Source organism: Kitasatospora sp. NPDC023118 (assembly GCF_055560875.1).
Genome location: NZ_JBVHHW010000002.1, coordinates 1 through 14,488 on the forward strand (window position 1 = coordinate 1; position 14,488 = coordinate 14,488).

At 68.6% G+C, this 14,488-nt stretch carries 19 protein-coding genes and 1 pseudogene; 5 read left to right on the plus strand and 15 right to left on the minus strand.

The features are described from left to right. Nucleotides 1-266: 266 nt before the first annotated feature. Nucleotides 267-1,487 carry a helix-turn-helix domain-containing protein gene (locus ACZ3UD_RS02380; protein WP_465581400.1) on the minus strand — a complete coding sequence of 407 codons (1,221 nt, stop codon included), beginning with the start codon at nucleotides 1,485-1,487 and terminating at the stop codon, nucleotides 267-269. Between the two features lie 255 nt (nucleotides 1,488-1,742). On the opposite strand from ACZ3UD_RS02380, the gene ACZ3UD_RS02385 reads away from it, so the two are divergent. Together ACZ3UD_RS02385 and ACZ3UD_RS02390 are read left to right on the plus strand one after the other, a co-directional pair. Next, on the plus strand, nucleotides 1,743-1,931 hold the full coding sequence (locus tag ACZ3UD_RS02385) for a hypothetical protein (RefSeq protein WP_465581402.1): 189 nt from the start codon (nucleotides 1,743-1,745) through the stop codon (nucleotides 1,929-1,931). 16 nt (nucleotides 1,932-1,947) lie between these two features. Continuing rightward, the gene (locus ACZ3UD_RS02390; RefSeq protein ID WP_218198576.1) at nucleotides 1,948-2,148 is read left to right on the plus strand and encodes a hypothetical protein; all 201 of its coding nucleotides are present in this window, start codon (nucleotides 1,948-1,950) and stop codon (nucleotides 2,146-2,148) included. 83 nt (nucleotides 2,149-2,231) lie between these two features. On the opposite strand, the gene ACZ3UD_RS02395 is transcribed toward ACZ3UD_RS02390, so the two are convergent. Both ACZ3UD_RS02395 and ACZ3UD_RS02400 read right to left on the minus strand, forming a co-directional pair. After that, a complete protein-coding gene (locus ACZ3UD_RS02395) occupies nucleotides 2,232-2,894 on the minus strand; it encodes an NUDIX hydrolase (RefSeq protein ID WP_465581405.1) in 663 nt (220 codons plus the stop codon). After that, nucleotides 2,891-3,103, minus strand: a complete 213-nt coding sequence (locus ACZ3UD_RS02400; protein ID WP_465581407.1) for a hypothetical protein — start codon at nucleotides 3,101-3,103, stop codon at nucleotides 2,891-2,893. The genes ACZ3UD_RS02395 and ACZ3UD_RS02400 overlap by 4 nt, the downstream gene beginning before the upstream one ends. A 252-nt stretch (nucleotides 3,104-3,355) precedes the next feature. Between ACZ3UD_RS02400 and ACZ3UD_RS02405 the strand changes: the two genes are divergently transcribed. Beyond that, entirely contained in the window at nucleotides 3,356-3,955 is a 600-nt protein-coding gene (locus ACZ3UD_RS02405; protein WP_465581409.1) for a pentapeptide repeat-containing protein, read from the plus strand. On the opposite strand, the gene ACZ3UD_RS02410 is transcribed toward ACZ3UD_RS02405, so the two are convergent. From ACZ3UD_RS02410 to ACZ3UD_RS02450, 9 genes and pseudogenes are all read right to left on the minus strand, one after another. Then, entirely contained in the window at nucleotides 3,952-4,818 is an 867-nt protein-coding gene (locus ACZ3UD_RS02410; RefSeq protein ID WP_465581411.1) for an aKG-HExxH-type peptide beta-hydroxylase, read from the minus strand. The two genes, ACZ3UD_RS02405 and ACZ3UD_RS02410, sit on opposite strands and share 4 nt — an antisense overlap. Nucleotides 4,819-4,917: 99 nt before the next feature. Then, entirely contained in the window at nucleotides 4,918-5,064 is a 147-nt protein-coding gene (locus ACZ3UD_RS02415; protein ID WP_465581413.1) for a hypothetical protein, read from the minus strand. A gap of 380 nt (nucleotides 5,065-5,444) precedes the next feature. Next, a pseudogene (locus ACZ3UD_RS02420) lies at nucleotides 5,445-5,669 on the minus strand (transcriptional regulator); the annotation flags it as partial. An 87-nt stretch (nucleotides 5,670-5,756) separates the two neighbouring features. Next, a complete protein-coding gene (locus ACZ3UD_RS02425; protein WP_465581415.1) occupies nucleotides 5,757-6,296 on the minus strand; it encodes a hypothetical protein in 540 nt (179 codons plus the stop codon). Continuing rightward, complete coding sequence (locus ACZ3UD_RS02430) at nucleotides 6,293-8,005, minus strand: alpha/beta hydrolase (protein ID WP_465581417.1); 1,713 nt, start codon at nucleotides 8,003-8,005, stop codon at nucleotides 6,293-6,295. The genes ACZ3UD_RS02425 and ACZ3UD_RS02430 overlap by 4 nt, the downstream gene beginning before the upstream one ends. A gap of 3 nt (nucleotides 8,006-8,008) precedes the next feature. Further along, nucleotides 8,009-8,407, minus strand: coding sequence for a WXG100 family type VII secretion target (locus tag ACZ3UD_RS02435; protein ID WP_465581419.1), 399 nt, complete (start codon nucleotides 8,405-8,407; stop codon nucleotides 8,009-8,011). A gap of 213 nt (nucleotides 8,408-8,620) precedes the next feature. Continuing rightward, nucleotides 8,621-8,752: a hypothetical protein gene (locus ACZ3UD_RS02440; RefSeq protein ID WP_465581421.1), complete on the minus strand. Its 132-nt coding sequence runs from the start codon at nucleotides 8,750-8,752 to the stop codon at nucleotides 8,621-8,623. Continuing rightward, nucleotides 8,740-8,991 (minus strand): hypothetical protein, encoded by a 252-nt coding sequence (locus tag ACZ3UD_RS02445; protein ID WP_465581423.1) that lies wholly within the window; start codon nucleotides 8,989-8,991, stop codon nucleotides 8,740-8,742. The genes ACZ3UD_RS02440 and ACZ3UD_RS02445 overlap by 13 nt, the downstream gene beginning before the upstream one ends. Next, the gene (locus tag ACZ3UD_RS02450; RefSeq protein ID WP_465581425.1) at nucleotides 8,988-9,350 is read right to left on the minus strand and encodes an ATP-binding protein; all 363 of its coding nucleotides are present in this window, start codon (nucleotides 9,348-9,350) and stop codon (nucleotides 8,988-8,990) included. The genes ACZ3UD_RS02445 and ACZ3UD_RS02450 overlap by 4 nt, the downstream gene beginning before the upstream one ends. A gap of 261 nt (nucleotides 9,351-9,611) precedes the next feature. On the opposite strand from ACZ3UD_RS02450, the gene ACZ3UD_RS02455 reads away from it, so the two are divergent. Next, nucleotides 9,612-10,478, plus strand: coding sequence for a helix-turn-helix domain-containing protein (locus ACZ3UD_RS02455; protein WP_465581427.1), 867 nt, complete (start codon nucleotides 9,612-9,614; stop codon nucleotides 10,476-10,478). After that, entirely contained in the window at nucleotides 10,471-10,671 is a 201-nt protein-coding gene (locus ACZ3UD_RS02460) for a DUF397 domain-containing protein (RefSeq protein WP_465581429.1), read from the plus strand. The genes ACZ3UD_RS02455 and ACZ3UD_RS02460 overlap by 8 nt, the downstream gene beginning before the upstream one ends. Before the next feature lie 53 nt (nucleotides 10,672-10,724). Here the strand turns inward: ACZ3UD_RS02460 and hutI are convergent, their stop codons facing one another. From hutI to ACZ3UD_RS02475, 3 genes are read right to left on the minus strand one after another with little or no spacing between them, the layout of a single operon-like run. Beyond that, nucleotides 10,725-11,900, minus strand: a complete 1,176-nt coding sequence (gene hutI, locus ACZ3UD_RS02465) for an imidazolonepropionase (protein WP_465581431.1) — start codon at nucleotides 11,898-11,900, stop codon at nucleotides 10,725-10,727. A 35-nt stretch (nucleotides 11,901-11,935) separates the two neighbouring features. After that, nucleotides 11,936-13,303, minus strand: coding sequence for a formimidoylglutamate deiminase (locus ACZ3UD_RS02470; protein WP_465581433.1), 1,368 nt, complete (start codon nucleotides 13,301-13,303; stop codon nucleotides 11,936-11,938). Next, nucleotides 13,294-14,475, minus strand: a complete 1,182-nt coding sequence (locus tag ACZ3UD_RS02475) for an allantoate amidohydrolase (protein ID WP_465582045.1) — start codon at nucleotides 14,473-14,475, stop codon at nucleotides 13,294-13,296. The genes ACZ3UD_RS02470 and ACZ3UD_RS02475 overlap by 10 nt, the downstream gene beginning before the upstream one ends. Nucleotides 14,476-14,488 lie beyond the last annotated feature (13 nt).

Consider the following 14,488-nt stretch of genomic DNA (forward strand, 5'->3'; position numbering starts at 1 on the left):
GGGCACGTGCCCCCTGGTTGACCGAGCGGTCGCGAATCTCGAAGTCCATCGCATCCCCTGAGCTGGGGTGTTGCGAGGACCGCTAGAACTCAAGTGTCCCCGCAGGCCGTTTTGTCCTTGAGTGCCTCCACGGGCAGCAGAGCACCTACCTGGCTGACCGGCGAGGTCCGGGAGGACGGCCGGTACAACGTCGTACGCGGTCTACAGCGGGACGCTGTTGGTCATTCATTCGCCAGCAGCGTCTTCCTCGCAGGGGGCCGCCGCCCCTATGAGACGCCTGTGCGCGCGGCAAGCTCCCGCACGCCGGCCACGGTGACCGGCGCGTACAGCAGGTCCGCTGTGAGCGCCCGCAGAGCCGGCCGACGCACCTCCTCCGGGGCGACCTGCTCGGTGAACCGCAGCGACGCGAACGTCTTGCGGTGGTCGCCGAGGTGGTGCCACATGCGCGCGCAGTCCGTGCCGTACCGGGCCCGGCGCTCGGCGGTCGGCAGCTGTCCCGGCGCAATACGCACCGCGTACGGCACTCCCTCGTCGGGGGTACCCAGCGCCGTGTGTACGCCAATCCAGTACAGGTCCACCTGCGGGCTGGTGGCGTCGACGGTGAACAGCGGGATGCTCGGCCGGAACCTGGCGCTGGTCACCCGATCGACCGCGTCCGCCGCACCCGACATGAGGTCGAGGGCTTCGCCTCGGCGCTGCCCGCACGCAGCCGTGTAGGCGGACGTCATCAGCAGGGTCGCCGCCACAGCCCAGGACACGTCGTTTCGGTCCTGGGAGAGCGAGTCAGCGGTGCGACGCAGGAGATCGACGGCGGCGGCCGGGCGTCCTGAACGTCGCATCGTGATCGCCAGAACCCGAGCTGCCTCCCCGTGCACCACCGGATCGCCGCTGGCCTGGGCCGCAGCCAGAGCCCGGTCCGCTGCCGGCCACGCGACGTCGGAGTGAGCCTTCAACGCGAGCTCCGTCGCCAGCACCCAGGCACGGGCCACGCACCCATGGGCCTCCTCGCGGGACCGGCCGGACAGGGCCTCGCGGGTCGCCTGCGCCGAGCCCAACAAGCCGGGCAGGAAGTCGCCGAGGTGTCGGTAGCGGGCCGCCGTGAACTGTGCGCGCGCCGAGGTCAGCGATGCCTTGAGCTGCTGCAACGACGTGGGTTCAGAGGGTCCGGGCTCATACAGGGCCCCAACGATCCGGGCTGATGCATCCGGGCGCGCGGCAGCAGCGGAGGCGGATGAAAGCACTGACGCCCCAGCTGCCGCCATGCCGGCCACGAGCAGCTGCCTGCGGAGCATGGCGTCCTCCTGATCCGGGGTCACATCCCGCGCCAGCGTAGCCGGTCGACCCAGGCCAATGGCGTCAAGCGACAGGTCTAACGCCTGGGCAATCCGCAGCAGCGCCTGCTCGGTTGGCCGGAGCACGCCCGCTTCAACCCGGCTGATCGCCGACGCCGAGTAGCCACACGCCCGGCCCAGCTGGGCCTGAGTCATCCGCCGTGCACACCGAGCGGCCCTGATGACCACCCCAAGCTGACGTTGACGTGACACGGTGTCGCCCTTCGACTGCGTGGAGTGGCAACCGTATCGACAGGACGGCATCCCCAAGCAGGGCGTGCACGGGGTGTGCGGGGCACGCACACGGCGTGCGGGAGCCCCCCGACGGCATCCACCTCTGGACCGCAGCCGAGTTCCCTGGGTGATGCCCGGCCGGCGCACCTCTGCCACTCCATCCCGAGGGGAGACGCCATGAGCACCATCCTGCTCGACAAGCCCGTCACCGAGATCGAGCCCACCGCCACCCCAACGCCCAGTACCCTGCTGGAGCGGGTCGACGAGCCGAGCGCCCGCACCTGCCCGGTCTGCGGATCGGGCGCCACCTACCAGACCATGGACGGCCGATGGGGCTGCACCGCGTGCGGCTCCACCTGGGCCTGACCCCGGGGAGGACGCGATGGCGGACTGCACGCAGTGCTCCGCTCCTGCGGTGATCGAGGATCTCGACGTGCAGCCGCCACAGCCCTGGTGCCTCGGATGTGCGACCACCCTCGTACGAGCCGGCGATCCGGTGATCAACTACCGCTCACTCAACGGCGGGAGCGAGTACCAGCACATCCTGGCCGGTGGCAGCACCCAGGTCCTGCCCTTCGGCTGACCGGCACACCGAAGCGACCCGCTCCCTGCGCGCAGGGAGCGGGCCGCTCTCGAAGTCCATGACAAAATCGCTCCACTGCGCGGTCAGCGGGATGTCCGAGTAGACCGCCCTCCGCCACGCCTCCGGGTCCTGCGACCGGTACACCACGGGGTTCTGTCGGGCGCCGTCCGCGATGCCCGGCCAGATGCGATCTGGGACGAACAGTTCGCGGGGTACGGCCCGGAAGGACGGAAGCCAGTCCGAGGACAGCGTGCCGCCGGCCACCAGCGCGGAGGCGAGCCCCTGCGGGCCCGCCTCTCTGTGCGTCCCGCTGGTCGCTTGATCAGGCTTCGGACTGCGTCGCTGACTTCGGGCAGATTGCCGGGCCGGGCCCACTGGTGGGCGTCGTGTTCGGTCAGGACGATCGGCTCGGTCTTCTCCACGGTGACGGCGAAGTTGAACTGGCGGGTGGTGCCGCCACGACTGTTCTGGTAGTCGAAGTAGCCGATGTAGCCCGTGACCTGGTCGATGGTCAGACCGGTCTCCTCGCTGGTCTCGCGGTACAGGGCGTCCAGGATGGTTTCCCCGGCCTCGACCGTCCCGGAAGGGATCTCCCACAGGCCGCCCATGTAGTCGTCGGGGTTTCGGCGCACGAGCAGGACCCGCCCGTCGTGGTTGATCACGGCGGCGGCGACGAAGCCGGTGATGCCGGCGGCTTCGGCGTCGGCAACGAGGCCCGCCACGAACTCGGGGGAGGCGACAGTCACAGCAGCTCCTTGTGATGGTCGCTGATCTTGATGGCCGCGCGGACGTACTGCTCGGCCAGTTCGAGATCCTGCTCACGATGCCAGACCGGGAGCTTGATCGTGTGGGCGTGGGCGTGCTCGGCGACGGGGAAGTCCCCAGCCTGGTACCGGCGGTGGGAGTGCGGGTTGCCCGGGAAGAGCGAGGCGGGGTGCTGGTATAGCGGGAGCAAGCCGACCACGTGTTGCAATGACCTGGGAATCTCCCGGAAAGGGCCCCTGGGGGATTTCAACAGCTCAAAACAAGCTATAGGACTGCAACACCCCCTGTATTCTCAACTGCCTTTCTCTATGCGCCAGTTAAGTGCTAGCGTTCGCTTCCTCCACTCCGATAACTGCGCGAGGCTCCCTTCATGACTCAGGAAAATTCTCGCCCGAAGAATCCCATGACTCCGCGATTTCAGGTTGCGTTGCGACCTGCGGAATTGCCCGACCACGACTTTGAGGACGACGCCACGATCAAAGGCAGGCAATACAGCGGGCTGAGCCTCGCTGGCCGAGCGGGCGAAGCAGTCGAAGTCGAGCAATGCGCCTTCGAGAACGTCCGATTCACCGGGATGCACCTGGTCCGGTCGGTGCTCGCTCACATCACCTTCGAGACCTGCGACTTCGCCACAGTCCGGACACAGGACGTGTCCATCCTCCGAAGCACGGTGACCGGATGCCGGCTCACCGGGTCGTCCTGGAGCAACGACAGTTTCCGTGACGTCCTCTTCGAGGGCACCCGGACAGACAGCACGTTGTTCCGCTACGCGAAGTTCAAAACGGTGGTCTTCAGGGAGTGCAATCTCTCCCAGGCAGATTTTGAGTTCTCCGAACTCCGCGATGTCCGATTCGAGAAGTGCAACCTCACCGGAGCCCAGTTCGCCAACGTCGCCATTCAGCCCGGTGTCAGCTTCGACAACTGCACACTCGTTGATGTCGGAGGTGCCTCGCACCTCAAGGGCGCCACTGTGCGAGGCCCAGGATCCATGGAGCTGGCCCTGAGCCTCGCCAGGGAGGCCGGCATCCTGTTCGAACCCTAAGCGGCGACAGGCAGCTCGTAGTATGCGAACTCCTGGCCCGAGATCGACCGGATGACAAGGTCGAAGTCGATCGTCTCGGCGAAGGCCGCGAGTTCGCGCACCATCCCCTGGCCGTACGGCGTGAACAGGTCCAGCTTGCCGAGCAGACCGTCCGTGCACTCGCGGATCGAGTGGCGGAACTTGTCCACCAACTCGGTCTCGCCCCTCAGATGCTGCATGAGCATGAGGGGCGGGGCCACCACCGCGCTGTGGAACGCCTTGTCGAGCGGGCGCATCTGTCCGAACTTCACTGCGGACACGACCCGGAACTCGTCGGCCTCCAACTCCTTGGCTGGCCTCGTGTAGAGGCGGTACACCATGTCCGCCAGGAAGACGTTCAGGTGCACGGTCTCGTGCACCAGGGACTCGGCGTAGTCGTGGGGCCGCCACTCGTCGCCGGGGCTCATGCTCACCAGGCCCGGAAGCGTCGAACCGGTGCCGCCGCCCTTGTTGGTCGAGCTGAACATCACGACGTTGGTGACCACCAGGTCCACGAGCGCCCCGAGGTCGGGGACGAGGTCCCTGGTGTGCAGGAGCGCCACGGAGAAGTCGCGCTTCCACCGCTCCCGCAGGTCGGCCGGAGTGTTCTCCAGTCCCTCGAAGATGTTCTCGAAGGTCCTGTTCTCGATCAGGTAGCTGCCCCACTCGCTGTCCTTGAAGGACAGCGAGATGCCCTCGCCCTCCACCGGCAGCGGGCGGAGAGCGGAGATGACACTCCGGTATGCGGCCGGGAGGTCCGCGGCGGTCGGCGGGGGCTGCTCGTTGACCGCGCTCACGAGTCGGCCGATCGTCTCACGGACGTGGTGGATGTTGAGGAAACGCATGGACACTCGCTCCTTCGCTGGAATGCTTGGGAAGCGCGTGCCCGGCCCCAGTTGAGGTGGGGCCGGGCACGCGACTACTTCAGGCGCTCAGGTCGGCCGTCAGCTGGTCCAGCCGCCCATCATCGAGGTGTTGTCCTCGCCCAGGAACGCCCGGACGTTGCCCCGGATGGTGTCAGCGGCGCCCTCGCCGAGCGTCACGGCCTCGGTCACCTCGGTGTTCTCGGTGTCGCTGGTGATCACGGACATTGCGATCTCCCTTCGCTGGATGGATGGAGCAACCTCCCCGGACTGGGAGGAACTTGTGGGGGTCGGTGACCCGAGTCGGCTACGTAAGCCGGGTACCGCTCCCTACGGCAGGGACGTTGGTGGGGATCAGCCGGACCGTCGACGGCTACCGGGCCCGCAGCACTCGCGCCGCTTGAGGACGTCCGGGTCAGTGCGGAACTTGCCTGATTGTCGATCAGTCGGCGTCTGTGACAGCCCTACTTCGCCCCAACGAGCCGGCATGGCTCGACGGGGCGTGCAGCGGGAATCTGCGGTCAGTCCCGGAGTCGCTGTAACCGATAGCAACACGCCAGGAGGGCAGGCGAGTTGGGATCCATGTGATTCTACGAGATTGCACGACGTCACCCGATCGCATCAATGACAGCCGTGATCAACGCACGGGCCTTCGAGCCGTATACCGCCATGTCCGCCAGCACGGCGAACGTGTCGGCGTACATGGCCACTTCGCTGGGCTGCGTCAGGGTGAGGTGCCCGGAGACCAGCTCCACATTCACCTGAGCCGTGTCGAAGATCCAGAACCCTTCCACGGGCATCTTCGTCCGGTGGAGCCGCGTAGGGACGATCCCAGTCAAGCTGAGATCGTCCGCGTCTAGGGCGCATACAAGACGTCGGCCCGCCGCTCGGGAGCGGCGGGCCGACGGGAGGAAGTCGGATCAGGCCGGCGGGGTGCCGTTGGGCCAGACGCAGGGTGAGCTGACGTTTAGGGAGACGTTGCGGCTTGCGTCGGAGACCCCGTCCAGGACGGCGAGGAAGTTGTCCTTGGGGTTCTTGAGCTTGATCCAGTCCGGGTGGAAGTTGGGGGCGTCCGCTACCGGCTGGAAACCCCGCTCGGTCATGAGGGCACGGAATGCACTGGCGGTTTCGGCCCTGGTGGCGGACGGAACGTCCCCGAAGTCGTATCCTCGGCTCGTCTGTGTTCTGCCATGCGGACCGATGTCGTTGGCCTCGCATTCCAGATCGCTGAAGTCGCCCGAGCTCGCCGTGGGCTTGATCGGCAGCTTGGCCAGGATATCTGCGAGGTAGCTGTCGACCTGCTTCTTGGTCTGGTCCAGTGTCATTGTGGGCTTGGACCGTTCCTGCAGCGTGCTCACTCCGCAGGCATTCAGGGCCAGCGTCGTGATTCCCAGCACGGCTGCGACCGCGGACCTTTTGGTCAGTGACAACGCTGCGGAGGCGCGCATCGTGGTGCTCATGTGATCGGCTTTCCCGCGATGGCCTGTCCCATCGCGATGAGGGACGCAGAGTTGTTGTCCCAGTAGCCGGAGTGATCCGTCCCCGGGCTGGTGGGGAGTATCTGCGCGCCGAACTGCGAGACGCTCGGGTCGCGCCCGTAGGCCACGTGGTGGTCGGGGTTGTCAGTGATTCCGAGGTCAACGGCGACGTTGTTGTCTATGTTGCTCGCCGGCCCGTTGAGGCTCTCGGGAAACGCGTACTTGATGCTGTCCTTGTCGCCCTGCGCCGCGAAGACGTGGGACGGGTCGACACCCAGATCACGGGCGTGCTCGACGCCGACGCCAGGGCTGGCGATCAGGACGACGTTGTCGACCGGCAGGCCCTTGTCACGCAAGGTGTAACCCACGGTCGTGGTGCCGTAGCTGTGACCGAGGATGGTGTTGTTCGATGGTTTGCCCTCGTGCGTGGCGCGGAGCCCGGTCTCGAAGCTGTGCAGCTTGTCCTCGGCGGCCTTGGCGTAGATGTCGATCGCCGCATCGGGGACGATTGACTGTGGTGCGTCGTAGCCGACCCAGGTGATCGAGGAGGTGGTGGCGGGGTCGCCGACCTTCTTGTTGGCCGAGTTCGCCGAAGCAACCATCAGATCCGACCGCTCGATGTCGCTGCGGAGGCTGTCACCGAGGCGGGCTCCAGTGCCGGGGACGTAGGTCGAGACGTTGTCGGCGGTGTCCGGATTGTTGACCGCGACGATGGCGTGGCCGTGGCCCTTGGTGTCGAACCCGAGCAGGAACGTGGGCGGGTGGTCAGCGTCGACCGGCTGGTGCAGCCGGTCCTCGATGGCCTTGACACCGTGCATCTTGTCCTCAAGGTCATCGTGCTTGCGCTTCCACTCGTCGTAGTCGGGGTTCTTGATGGGCTGGCCGTTGTAGGTCGCCAGGGTCTTCACCGGCTCGGGGCCGAGGCCGTCAAGCTGGCGTTGGAGGTCCTGCTTGCCCTGCTGCAGGTTGATCAGGTTGGCCTGGTTCCGGGCGACGGCGGGGATGCCGTCGAGGGCGCCGATCTTGTCATGGCCGGTGAGGATCATCCGCTGCTGCTGAGCGTCGGTGAGGCCGTTCCACCACGCCTTGACGCTGTTCGGGTCGGTGCCGGCGGCGGGGATCTGGCTGAGCGCGTCCGCGGCGGCCTGGTCGCTCTTCGCCGTGGCGGCGTCGAGCCCGATGCCGTTGCTCGCATTGGTGGCCAGATGGCCGAGCCGCGCGCTGATGGTCTGGTCGGCGTGGTCGGCCTCGGCGAGCGCGGCGGCGATCCGCTTGCTGATCTCCTGTGCGGTGGCGTCGGCCTTGTCGCCAGCGTAGTTGGCGGAGTGGGGGTCGTTGTCCCAGGTGATGCGCCCGTCGGGGGCCACGGTCATCTTGTTGGTCTTGGCGTCGTCCAGCGCGCTGATCAGGTGGGACTGCGCCGCCGCGATGCCCTCGGCAGCATCGGAGAGTGCCTTGCTGATGAGGCCGAGTTCCTGCTTTGCCGCCTGGAGCTCGGTCCCCAGGAACTGGATGCGGGTGTGGGCGTGGCCGGAGGCCGTCCCGGTCCAGTGTGAGTTGGTCAGCCGGTCGACGACCTCATGCTGCCAGGACTCGATGTGCTGGCCGAAGGCGGTGAAGAGGGCGTCGTATGCGTTCTTCGCGACGGTGATGTTGTTGATGTTGGCGTCGTAGAGCGTCTTGATGTCCATCGCTTACTCGGCCGCCTTCGCGCTGTAGGGCTTCACGGGGCCCGGGACGACGACCGTGCCGAAGGGATCGGGCTCGTCCGTCGGCGCGTTCGGATCCCTGAGGCTCGCGTGGATGTTCTTGTCGACCTGGCGGTAGTAGGTGGCCGATGTGGCGAGCTTGGTGCCGACGTCCCCCATGTCGCCGCCGAGCTTGTCCAGCAGCGCCTTCCAGTTCGTCTGGCAGTTTCGGATGGCGGTGGCCATCTGCCAGCCTGTCAGACTGCCGGCGGCCTGGTTGGACGGTTCGGTGACCTTCGAGGTCTCGCCCGGTATGAGACCCCCGATGTGCTGCGCGCTCTGTCCGCAGCCGTCCAGCTCGGCCGGGTTGACCTTGAACTCGTTCGCCGGACCAGGATCTGTCATGTGTTCCCCCCCACTCTGCTACCACGGGCCTCGCGCTCCCTGCCGGAGCCGATTGAAACAGGCAGCGGCATCTCGCGCATGAGTACGAGTACTCATGCGCGAGATGTGCACTCAGAGCTCGGCCGACTGCTTTGATGCCGATCTCGAAAGACGCGGCTACAAGCGGCAAATGCGTGGCGGAACTCACCCGTTGGGCGCGAGCCTTCGCGTGTTTCAGGGCTGGTCGTTGTGCTCCTCGGAGCGGGGCATCCTGAGGGTCGCGAGGACGCCGAGGGCCACGGTGGCGATCGCGAGGGCGAGCAGGGCGAGGAGGATCGCGCCGACGAAGAACTTCACCGGTGCCACGCCTCGTCCCTCTCCAGGTCGCGGAGCAGGTGGAGGAGGTTGAGCAGGGTGCTGACCGGCGCGTTGCCGAAGTCGATCAGGATGCGGCCGTCGAGGGTCGTCTCGCCGGCCGAGGCGGAGCCCCAGAGGAACCCGTACGGCAGGCCGCGCAGGTGCAACTCGCCCAGGAGCGAGGTGATCTGGGGCTCGGTGTAGTCACGCATCCGGGGGTCGCCCGGCGCGATGGGGTCGCGGGTCACGCGCTGGAGTCCAGCTCGTACCAGGTGGTCTTGCCGCGCTTCTGGGGGTCGACGCCCCAGCGGTGGGTGAGGCCCTCCACGAGCTGGAGGCCCCGACCGGTCTCGACGAGGTCGGAGGACGTTCGCGACTGGGGAAGGGCGTCGCTCTCGTCGGAGACCGTGACCCGGAGGGTGCCGTTGAGGAGGGAGAACCAGACGACGGGCGCGGGGGTGTCGGCGTGCCGCCAGGCGTTGGCGATGAGCTCCATCAGCGCGAGTTCGGCGTTGAAGATGGTCTCGGCGTCCCAGCCGCTGCGGGTCATGGCGTCTCGCAGGGCCTGGCGGGAGAGGGAGAGCGAGGGGGTGTTACGGGTGCACACGGGAACCTCCGTGAGGCTGTGGCGTGGGAGAGGTGAGGACGGTCGTCACCGTGAGCCAGACCGGGGCGGCGGTTGCTCTTCGGTGCGCGGGCAGCAGGCGCCTACTGCCCTGAAAACAGGCCTTACTGACGATCCGTCGAATCGAGCTGAGAACGACGATAGCGCGGTCCGCCACAGATTTGTGGCGGACCGAGGGAAGTTCCCTCTAACGTGGCAGTCTCTCTGCGGCAGACTGAACCCACGACCTGCAGAGAGGACGCCATGGCGCTTCGATCGAACCCAACTCTCCGCCAGCGTCGGCTGGGTGCCGAACTGCGCAGGATGCGGGAGCAAGCCGGACTCGGCGGAAGCCAACTCGCCCGGGCCCTGGGCATCAACCCTGCCCATGTGACGCAGATGGAGAGCGGGAAGACAGGTATCAGCGTCGAACGCCTTCGCATGATCGCCGCGTTGTGCATGTGCGCCAACGAGCCTCTGGTCGAGGCCCTGGCGGAGATCATCACGGATCGTGACAAGGGCGGCTGGTGGGAGGAGCACCGTGGAACAGTCTCGGACGACTTCCTTGAGGTCGCCGAGATGGAAGGCCATGCTCACGGGCTTTCGACCTACACGATGGCCTTCATTCCCGGACTTCTCCAGACCAATGCATACACCTCTGCCGTCTTCGATCGATCCCTGACGCCCCTCCCGCGCCACGAGGTCGATCTGAGAACGGCATTTCGGATGCGGCGGCAGGACGTCGTGCGATCCGGCGCAACACCGTACTCCGCCTACATCCACGAGGCGGCCCTACGCATGCAGTTCAGCGGGCCGAAGATTCAAGCCGAACAGCTGCGGAGCCTCACCGAGGACTCCGAGCGGTCGACCATCTCGGTTCGAGTCGTGCTGTTCGACGTCGACGCGCTTCCACTCAACTATGAGAACTTCACGTACGTCGAAGGTCCGATTCCGGAGCTCGACACAGTGCAGGCGGACTCCAGCGTTGGCAACGTGCTCTTCGATGCACCGGCTCACATCGCCAGGTTTCGATCCATGCTCGCTCGGCTCGATTCGGCGGCTCTCTCAGAAGATGACTCCCGAGAGTTCATTCGCTCGATCAAGAAAGATATGGAGAGCAAGTATGCCTAACTCTACCTGGCAGAAGTCCAGTTACTCCGGCGCTAACTCCGACTGCGTCGAGATCCGTACCGTTGAGGAATTGGTCGAACTCCGTGAGTCCGACGAAGGTAATGTCATCGTCCGGACCACCCGCCCCACCTTCGCCAGCTTCCTCCAGGCCGCCAAGGCAGGCGAGTTCGACCATCTGACCGCCACCCCCTGAACGCGAAGCCCCCGCGCCCGCCACCCCGGGGGCGCGGGGGCCGTCTAAGGGTCCTAGACCTCCCGGACGCCTGCTCGCCAGACCGCCGCCGTCAGCGGCACGCCCGGCCGGTACGCCAGGTGCACGTGCGAGGGCGCGTCCAGCAGCAGCAGGTCCGCCTGCGCGCCGACCGCGACCGTCCCCACGTCACTGCGCCGCAGGGCGTGGGCGCCGCCCGCCGTGGCCGCCCAGACCGCCTCGTCCGGGGTCATCCCCATCTCCCGCACCGCCACCGCGATGCAGAACGCCATCGAACTCGTAAAGCTGGAGCCCGGGTTGCAGTCCGTCGAGAGCGCCACCACCGCGCCCGCGTCCAGCAGCCGGCGTCCGCTCGGGTACTCGGCACGGGTGGAGAACTCCGCCCCCGGCAGCAGGGTCGCGACCGTCGCCGAACCGGCCAGCGCCGCCACGTCCTCGTCGGTGAGGTGGGTGCAGTGGTCCGCCGAGGCGGCCCCCAGCTCCACCGCGAGCTGTACGCCCGGCCCGTACGTGAGCTGGTTGGCGTGCACTCGGGGGGTGAGGCCGCGCTCGATCCCCGCCGTCAGAACAGCCCGTGCCTGGTCCCCGTCGAACGCGCCCTTCTCGCAGAACACGTCCACCCAACGGGCGTGCGGCGCACACGCGTCCAGCATCTCGCCGGTCACCAGCTCCACATACCCCGCCGGGTCCTCGGCGTACTCGGGGGCCACGATGTGCGCGCCCAGGTAGGTGGTCTCCGGGGTGTACTGGGCGGCGATCCGCAGCGCCCGGGCCTCGTCCTCGACCGTCAGCCCGTAGCCGGACTTGCACTCGATGGTGGTGGTGCCCTGCCTCAGCGCCTCCCGGACGAACCCCGCCAGGTTCGCCTCCAGCTCGGCATCGCTCGCCGCCCTGGTGGCCGCCACCGTGGTACGGATGCCGCCCGCCGAGTAGGACTGCCCGGACATCCGGGCGTTGAACTCGGCGGTGCGGTCGCCCGCGAACACCAGGTGGGCGTGCGAGTCGACGAAGCCGGGCAGCAGCGCCCGGCCCTCGGCGTCGAAGCGCTCGTCCGCCGCCGGGGCCTGCGCGGCCGGGCCGACCCAGGCGACGGTGTCGCCGTCGACCACCACGGCCGCGTCGGCCAGCAGGCCGAGCGGCCCGGTGCCGTGTCCGGGGTCGTTGGTGACCAGGCTGCCGATGCCCGTGATCAAGGTGGTCCTGGTACTCAAGACAACGCCTTCCGAGGGGAGTTGGGAAACAGGGGTCAGCAGTCCAGCGCGCCGATCGCGGAGCGCAGCGCCCCCGGCACGTCGGCCACCAGCTGGTGCACGCCGTCCCGGACGACGTGCCGCCCGCCGACCACCACGTGCCGCACGTCCGCCGCCGAGGCCGCGAAGACGGCGATCTCGGCGCCGAGCCGGGGCGGCGGGCCCGCCGTACGGACGGTGTCCAGCGCGATCGCCGTGAAGTCGGCGAGCGCCCCGGCCTCGATCCGCCCGGCCTCGGGCCAGCCGAGCGAGGCGTGGCCGTCCTCGGTGCCGGCCCGCAGCAGTGCCTTCGCCGTCCAGTGGCCACGGGTCTGCGTGCGCAGCCGCTCGTTCAGCTCCAGCGCGCGGGCCTCCTCGAACGGGTCGATCACCGCGTGGCTGTCGCTGCCCAGGGTGATCGGGCTGCCCGCCGAGGCCAGCCGGCGGGCCGGGCCGATGCCGTCCGCGAGGTCCCGTTCGGTGGTGGGGCACATGCAGACGATGGTGGAGGAGTCGGTGAGGAGCCTGACGTCCTCGTCGGTGAGGTGGGTGGCGTGCACGGCCGAGGTGCGCGGGCCGAGCGCGCCGTGGTCGGCGAGCAGCCGGGTCGGGGTGACGCCGTGCGCGGCGAGGCAGGCATCGTTCTCGGCGGTCTGCTCGGACAGGTGGACGTGCAGCGGGGCCTTGCGCATCGCCGCCCAGTGCGCGACGGTGCTCAGCTGCTCGGCCGGGACGGCCCGGACCGAGTGGATGGCGGCGCCGATCCGGGCGTGCTCGCGGGGCTTGAGCGCGTCCGCCCGTACCGCCCAGGCCTCGGCGTCGCCGTCGCTGAACCGAAGCTGCGGGTGCGTCGGTTCGGCGCCGAAGCCGGAGGACAGGTAGCAGGTGTCCAGCAGGGTGATCCGGATGCCGGCCAGGGCGGCGGCCTCGATCAGCGCCTCGCCCATCGCGTTCGGGTCGGTGTAGCGGGCGCCGCCGGGCGCGTGGTGCAGGTAGTGGAACTCGCCGACGGCGGTGATCCCGGCGAGCGCCATCTCGGCGTAGACGGCGGTGGCGAGCTCCAGGTAGGTGTCCGGGTCGAGCGCGCCGGCGAACCGGTACATGGTGTCGCGCCAGGTCCAGAACGTCCCGGAGCCGACCTGCACGTGCCCGCGCAGCGCCCGGTGGAAGGCGTGCGAGTGGGCGTTGGCCTGGCCGGGCACCAGCAGGCCGTCGAGGCGGACGGCGCCGGGCGGGCAGGGACCGCTGTCCGGGGTCACGGAGGTGATCCGGCCGTCGGGGCCGGTGGCGATCAGCACGTCCTGCCCGACCACCGGCCCGTCGTCGTGCGGCAGCCACGCGTACTGCGCCCAGTAGGTCACCGGGGTCGATGCGGTCAGTGGCACGCCAGGTCCTCCAGTACGTCGGCGAGGGCGGCGACCCCGGCCAGGCAGTCGGCCTCCTCGGCGCGTTCGGCCGGGGAGTGCGAGACGCCGGTGGGGTTGCGCACGAACAACATGGCGGTCGGGACCGCGGACGCCAGGATGCCGGCGTCGTGTCCAGCGCCGGTGGGCAGCACCGGGGCGTCCAGCAGCTTGGCGAGCCGGTCGCGCAGCGGGCCGTCGAAGTCCACCACCGGGGTGTAGGACTCGCGGGTCAGCTCGACCCGGACGCCGTCGCGCCCGCCGCGCTCGGCGGCGGCCCGCTCGATCTCGGCGACCAGCTCGGTGAGGGTGGCCTCGTCGGCGGCCCGGGAGTCCAGCCAGCCGCGCACCAGCGAGGCGATCGCGTTGGTGCCGTTGGGCTCGACCGCGACCTTGCCGAAGGTGGCCAGCGCGCCCGCGAGCTTCGCCTTCTTGCGGGCGGCGAGCACGGTGTTGGCGAAGGTCAGCATCGGGTCGCGGCGGTCCTCGATCCGGGTGGTGCCGGCGTGGTTGGCCTCGCCGTGGAAGTCGAACCGCCACCGGCCGTGCGGCCAGATCGCGCTGGCCACGCCGACCGGCTGCCCCTCGGTGAGGTGGCGGCCCTGCTCGACGTGGAGTTCGACGAAGGCGCCGATCCGGGCCAGCCGCTCGTCGTCCGCGCCGATCGCGGTCGGGTCGTAGCCGGCCTTCTCCATCGCGTCGGGCAGCCGCAGGCCGTCGGCGTCACGCAGCTCGTACGCGTCCTCGCGGGAGAGCACCCCGGCGGTCAGCCGGGAGCCGATGCAGGCCACGCCGAACCGGGCGCCCTCCTCGTCACCGAAGTTGACGATCGCCAGCGGCCGGGTGAACTCGGCTCCCCTGGCGCGGAGTTCGTCCAGCGCGGCGAAGGAGGAGACCACCCCGAGCGGCCCGTCGAAGGCGCCGCCGTCCGGGACGGAGTCCAGGTGCGAGCCGGTGACGACCGCCCCGTGCGCGGTCGGGTCGCCCAGCCAGGCCCACTGGTTGCCGTTGCGGTCCAGCTCGTACGTCAGACCGCGGCTGCGGGCCTGCTGCTCGAACCAGGCGCGGCACTCGGCGTCGGCGGAGTTCCAGGCGAAGCGGCGGTAGCCGCCGGAGGAGGCGGAGCGGCCCACGGGGAGCAGCTCCGCCCACATCTCTTCGAACGAT

What these genes read in the sequence shown, in the direction of transcription:
- ACZ3UD_RS02430 (WP_465581417.1), bottom strand. Translation starts at nt 8,005, where the DNA reads ATGGACATCAAGACGCTCTACGACGCCAACATCAACAACATCACCGTC.
- ACZ3UD_RS02380 (WP_465581400.1), bottom strand. Translation starts at nt 1,487, where the DNA reads ATGACTCAGGCCCAGCTGGGCCGGGCGTGTGGCTACTCGGCGTCGGCG.
- ACZ3UD_RS02475 (WP_465582045.1), bottom strand. Translation starts at nt 14,475, where the DNA reads ATGTGGGCGGAGCTGCTCCCCGTGGGCCGCTCCGCCTCCTCCGGCGGC.
- ACZ3UD_RS02385 (WP_465581402.1), top strand. Translation starts at nt 1,743, where the DNA reads ATGAGCACCATCCTGCTCGACAAGCCCGTCACCGAGATCGAGCCCACC.
- ACZ3UD_RS02435 (WP_465581419.1), bottom strand. Translation starts at nt 8,407, where the DNA reads ATGACAGATCCTGGTCCGGCGAACGAGTTCAAGGTCAACCCGGCCGAG.
- ACZ3UD_RS02460 (WP_465581429.1), top strand. Translation starts at nt 10,471, where the DNA reads ATGCCTAACTCTACCTGGCAGAAGTCCAGTTACTCCGGCGCTAACTCC.
- ACZ3UD_RS02410 (WP_465581411.1), bottom strand. Translation starts at nt 4,818, where the DNA reads ATGCGTTTCCTCAACATCCACCACGTCCGTGAGACGATCGGCCGACTC.
- ACZ3UD_RS02425 (WP_465581415.1), bottom strand. Translation starts at nt 6,296, where the DNA reads ATGAGCACCACGATGCGCGCCTCCGCAGCGTTGTCACTGACCAAAAGG.
- ACZ3UD_RS02455 (WP_465581427.1), top strand. Translation starts at nt 9,612, where the DNA reads ATGGCGCTTCGATCGAACCCAACTCTCCGCCAGCGTCGGCTGGGTGCC.
- ACZ3UD_RS02415 (WP_465581413.1), bottom strand. Translation starts at nt 5,064, where the DNA reads ATGTCCGTGATCACCAGCGACACCGAGAACACCGAGGTGACCGAGGCC.
- ACZ3UD_RS02390 (WP_218198576.1), top strand. Translation starts at nt 1,948, where the DNA reads ATGGCGGACTGCACGCAGTGCTCCGCTCCTGCGGTGATCGAGGATCTC.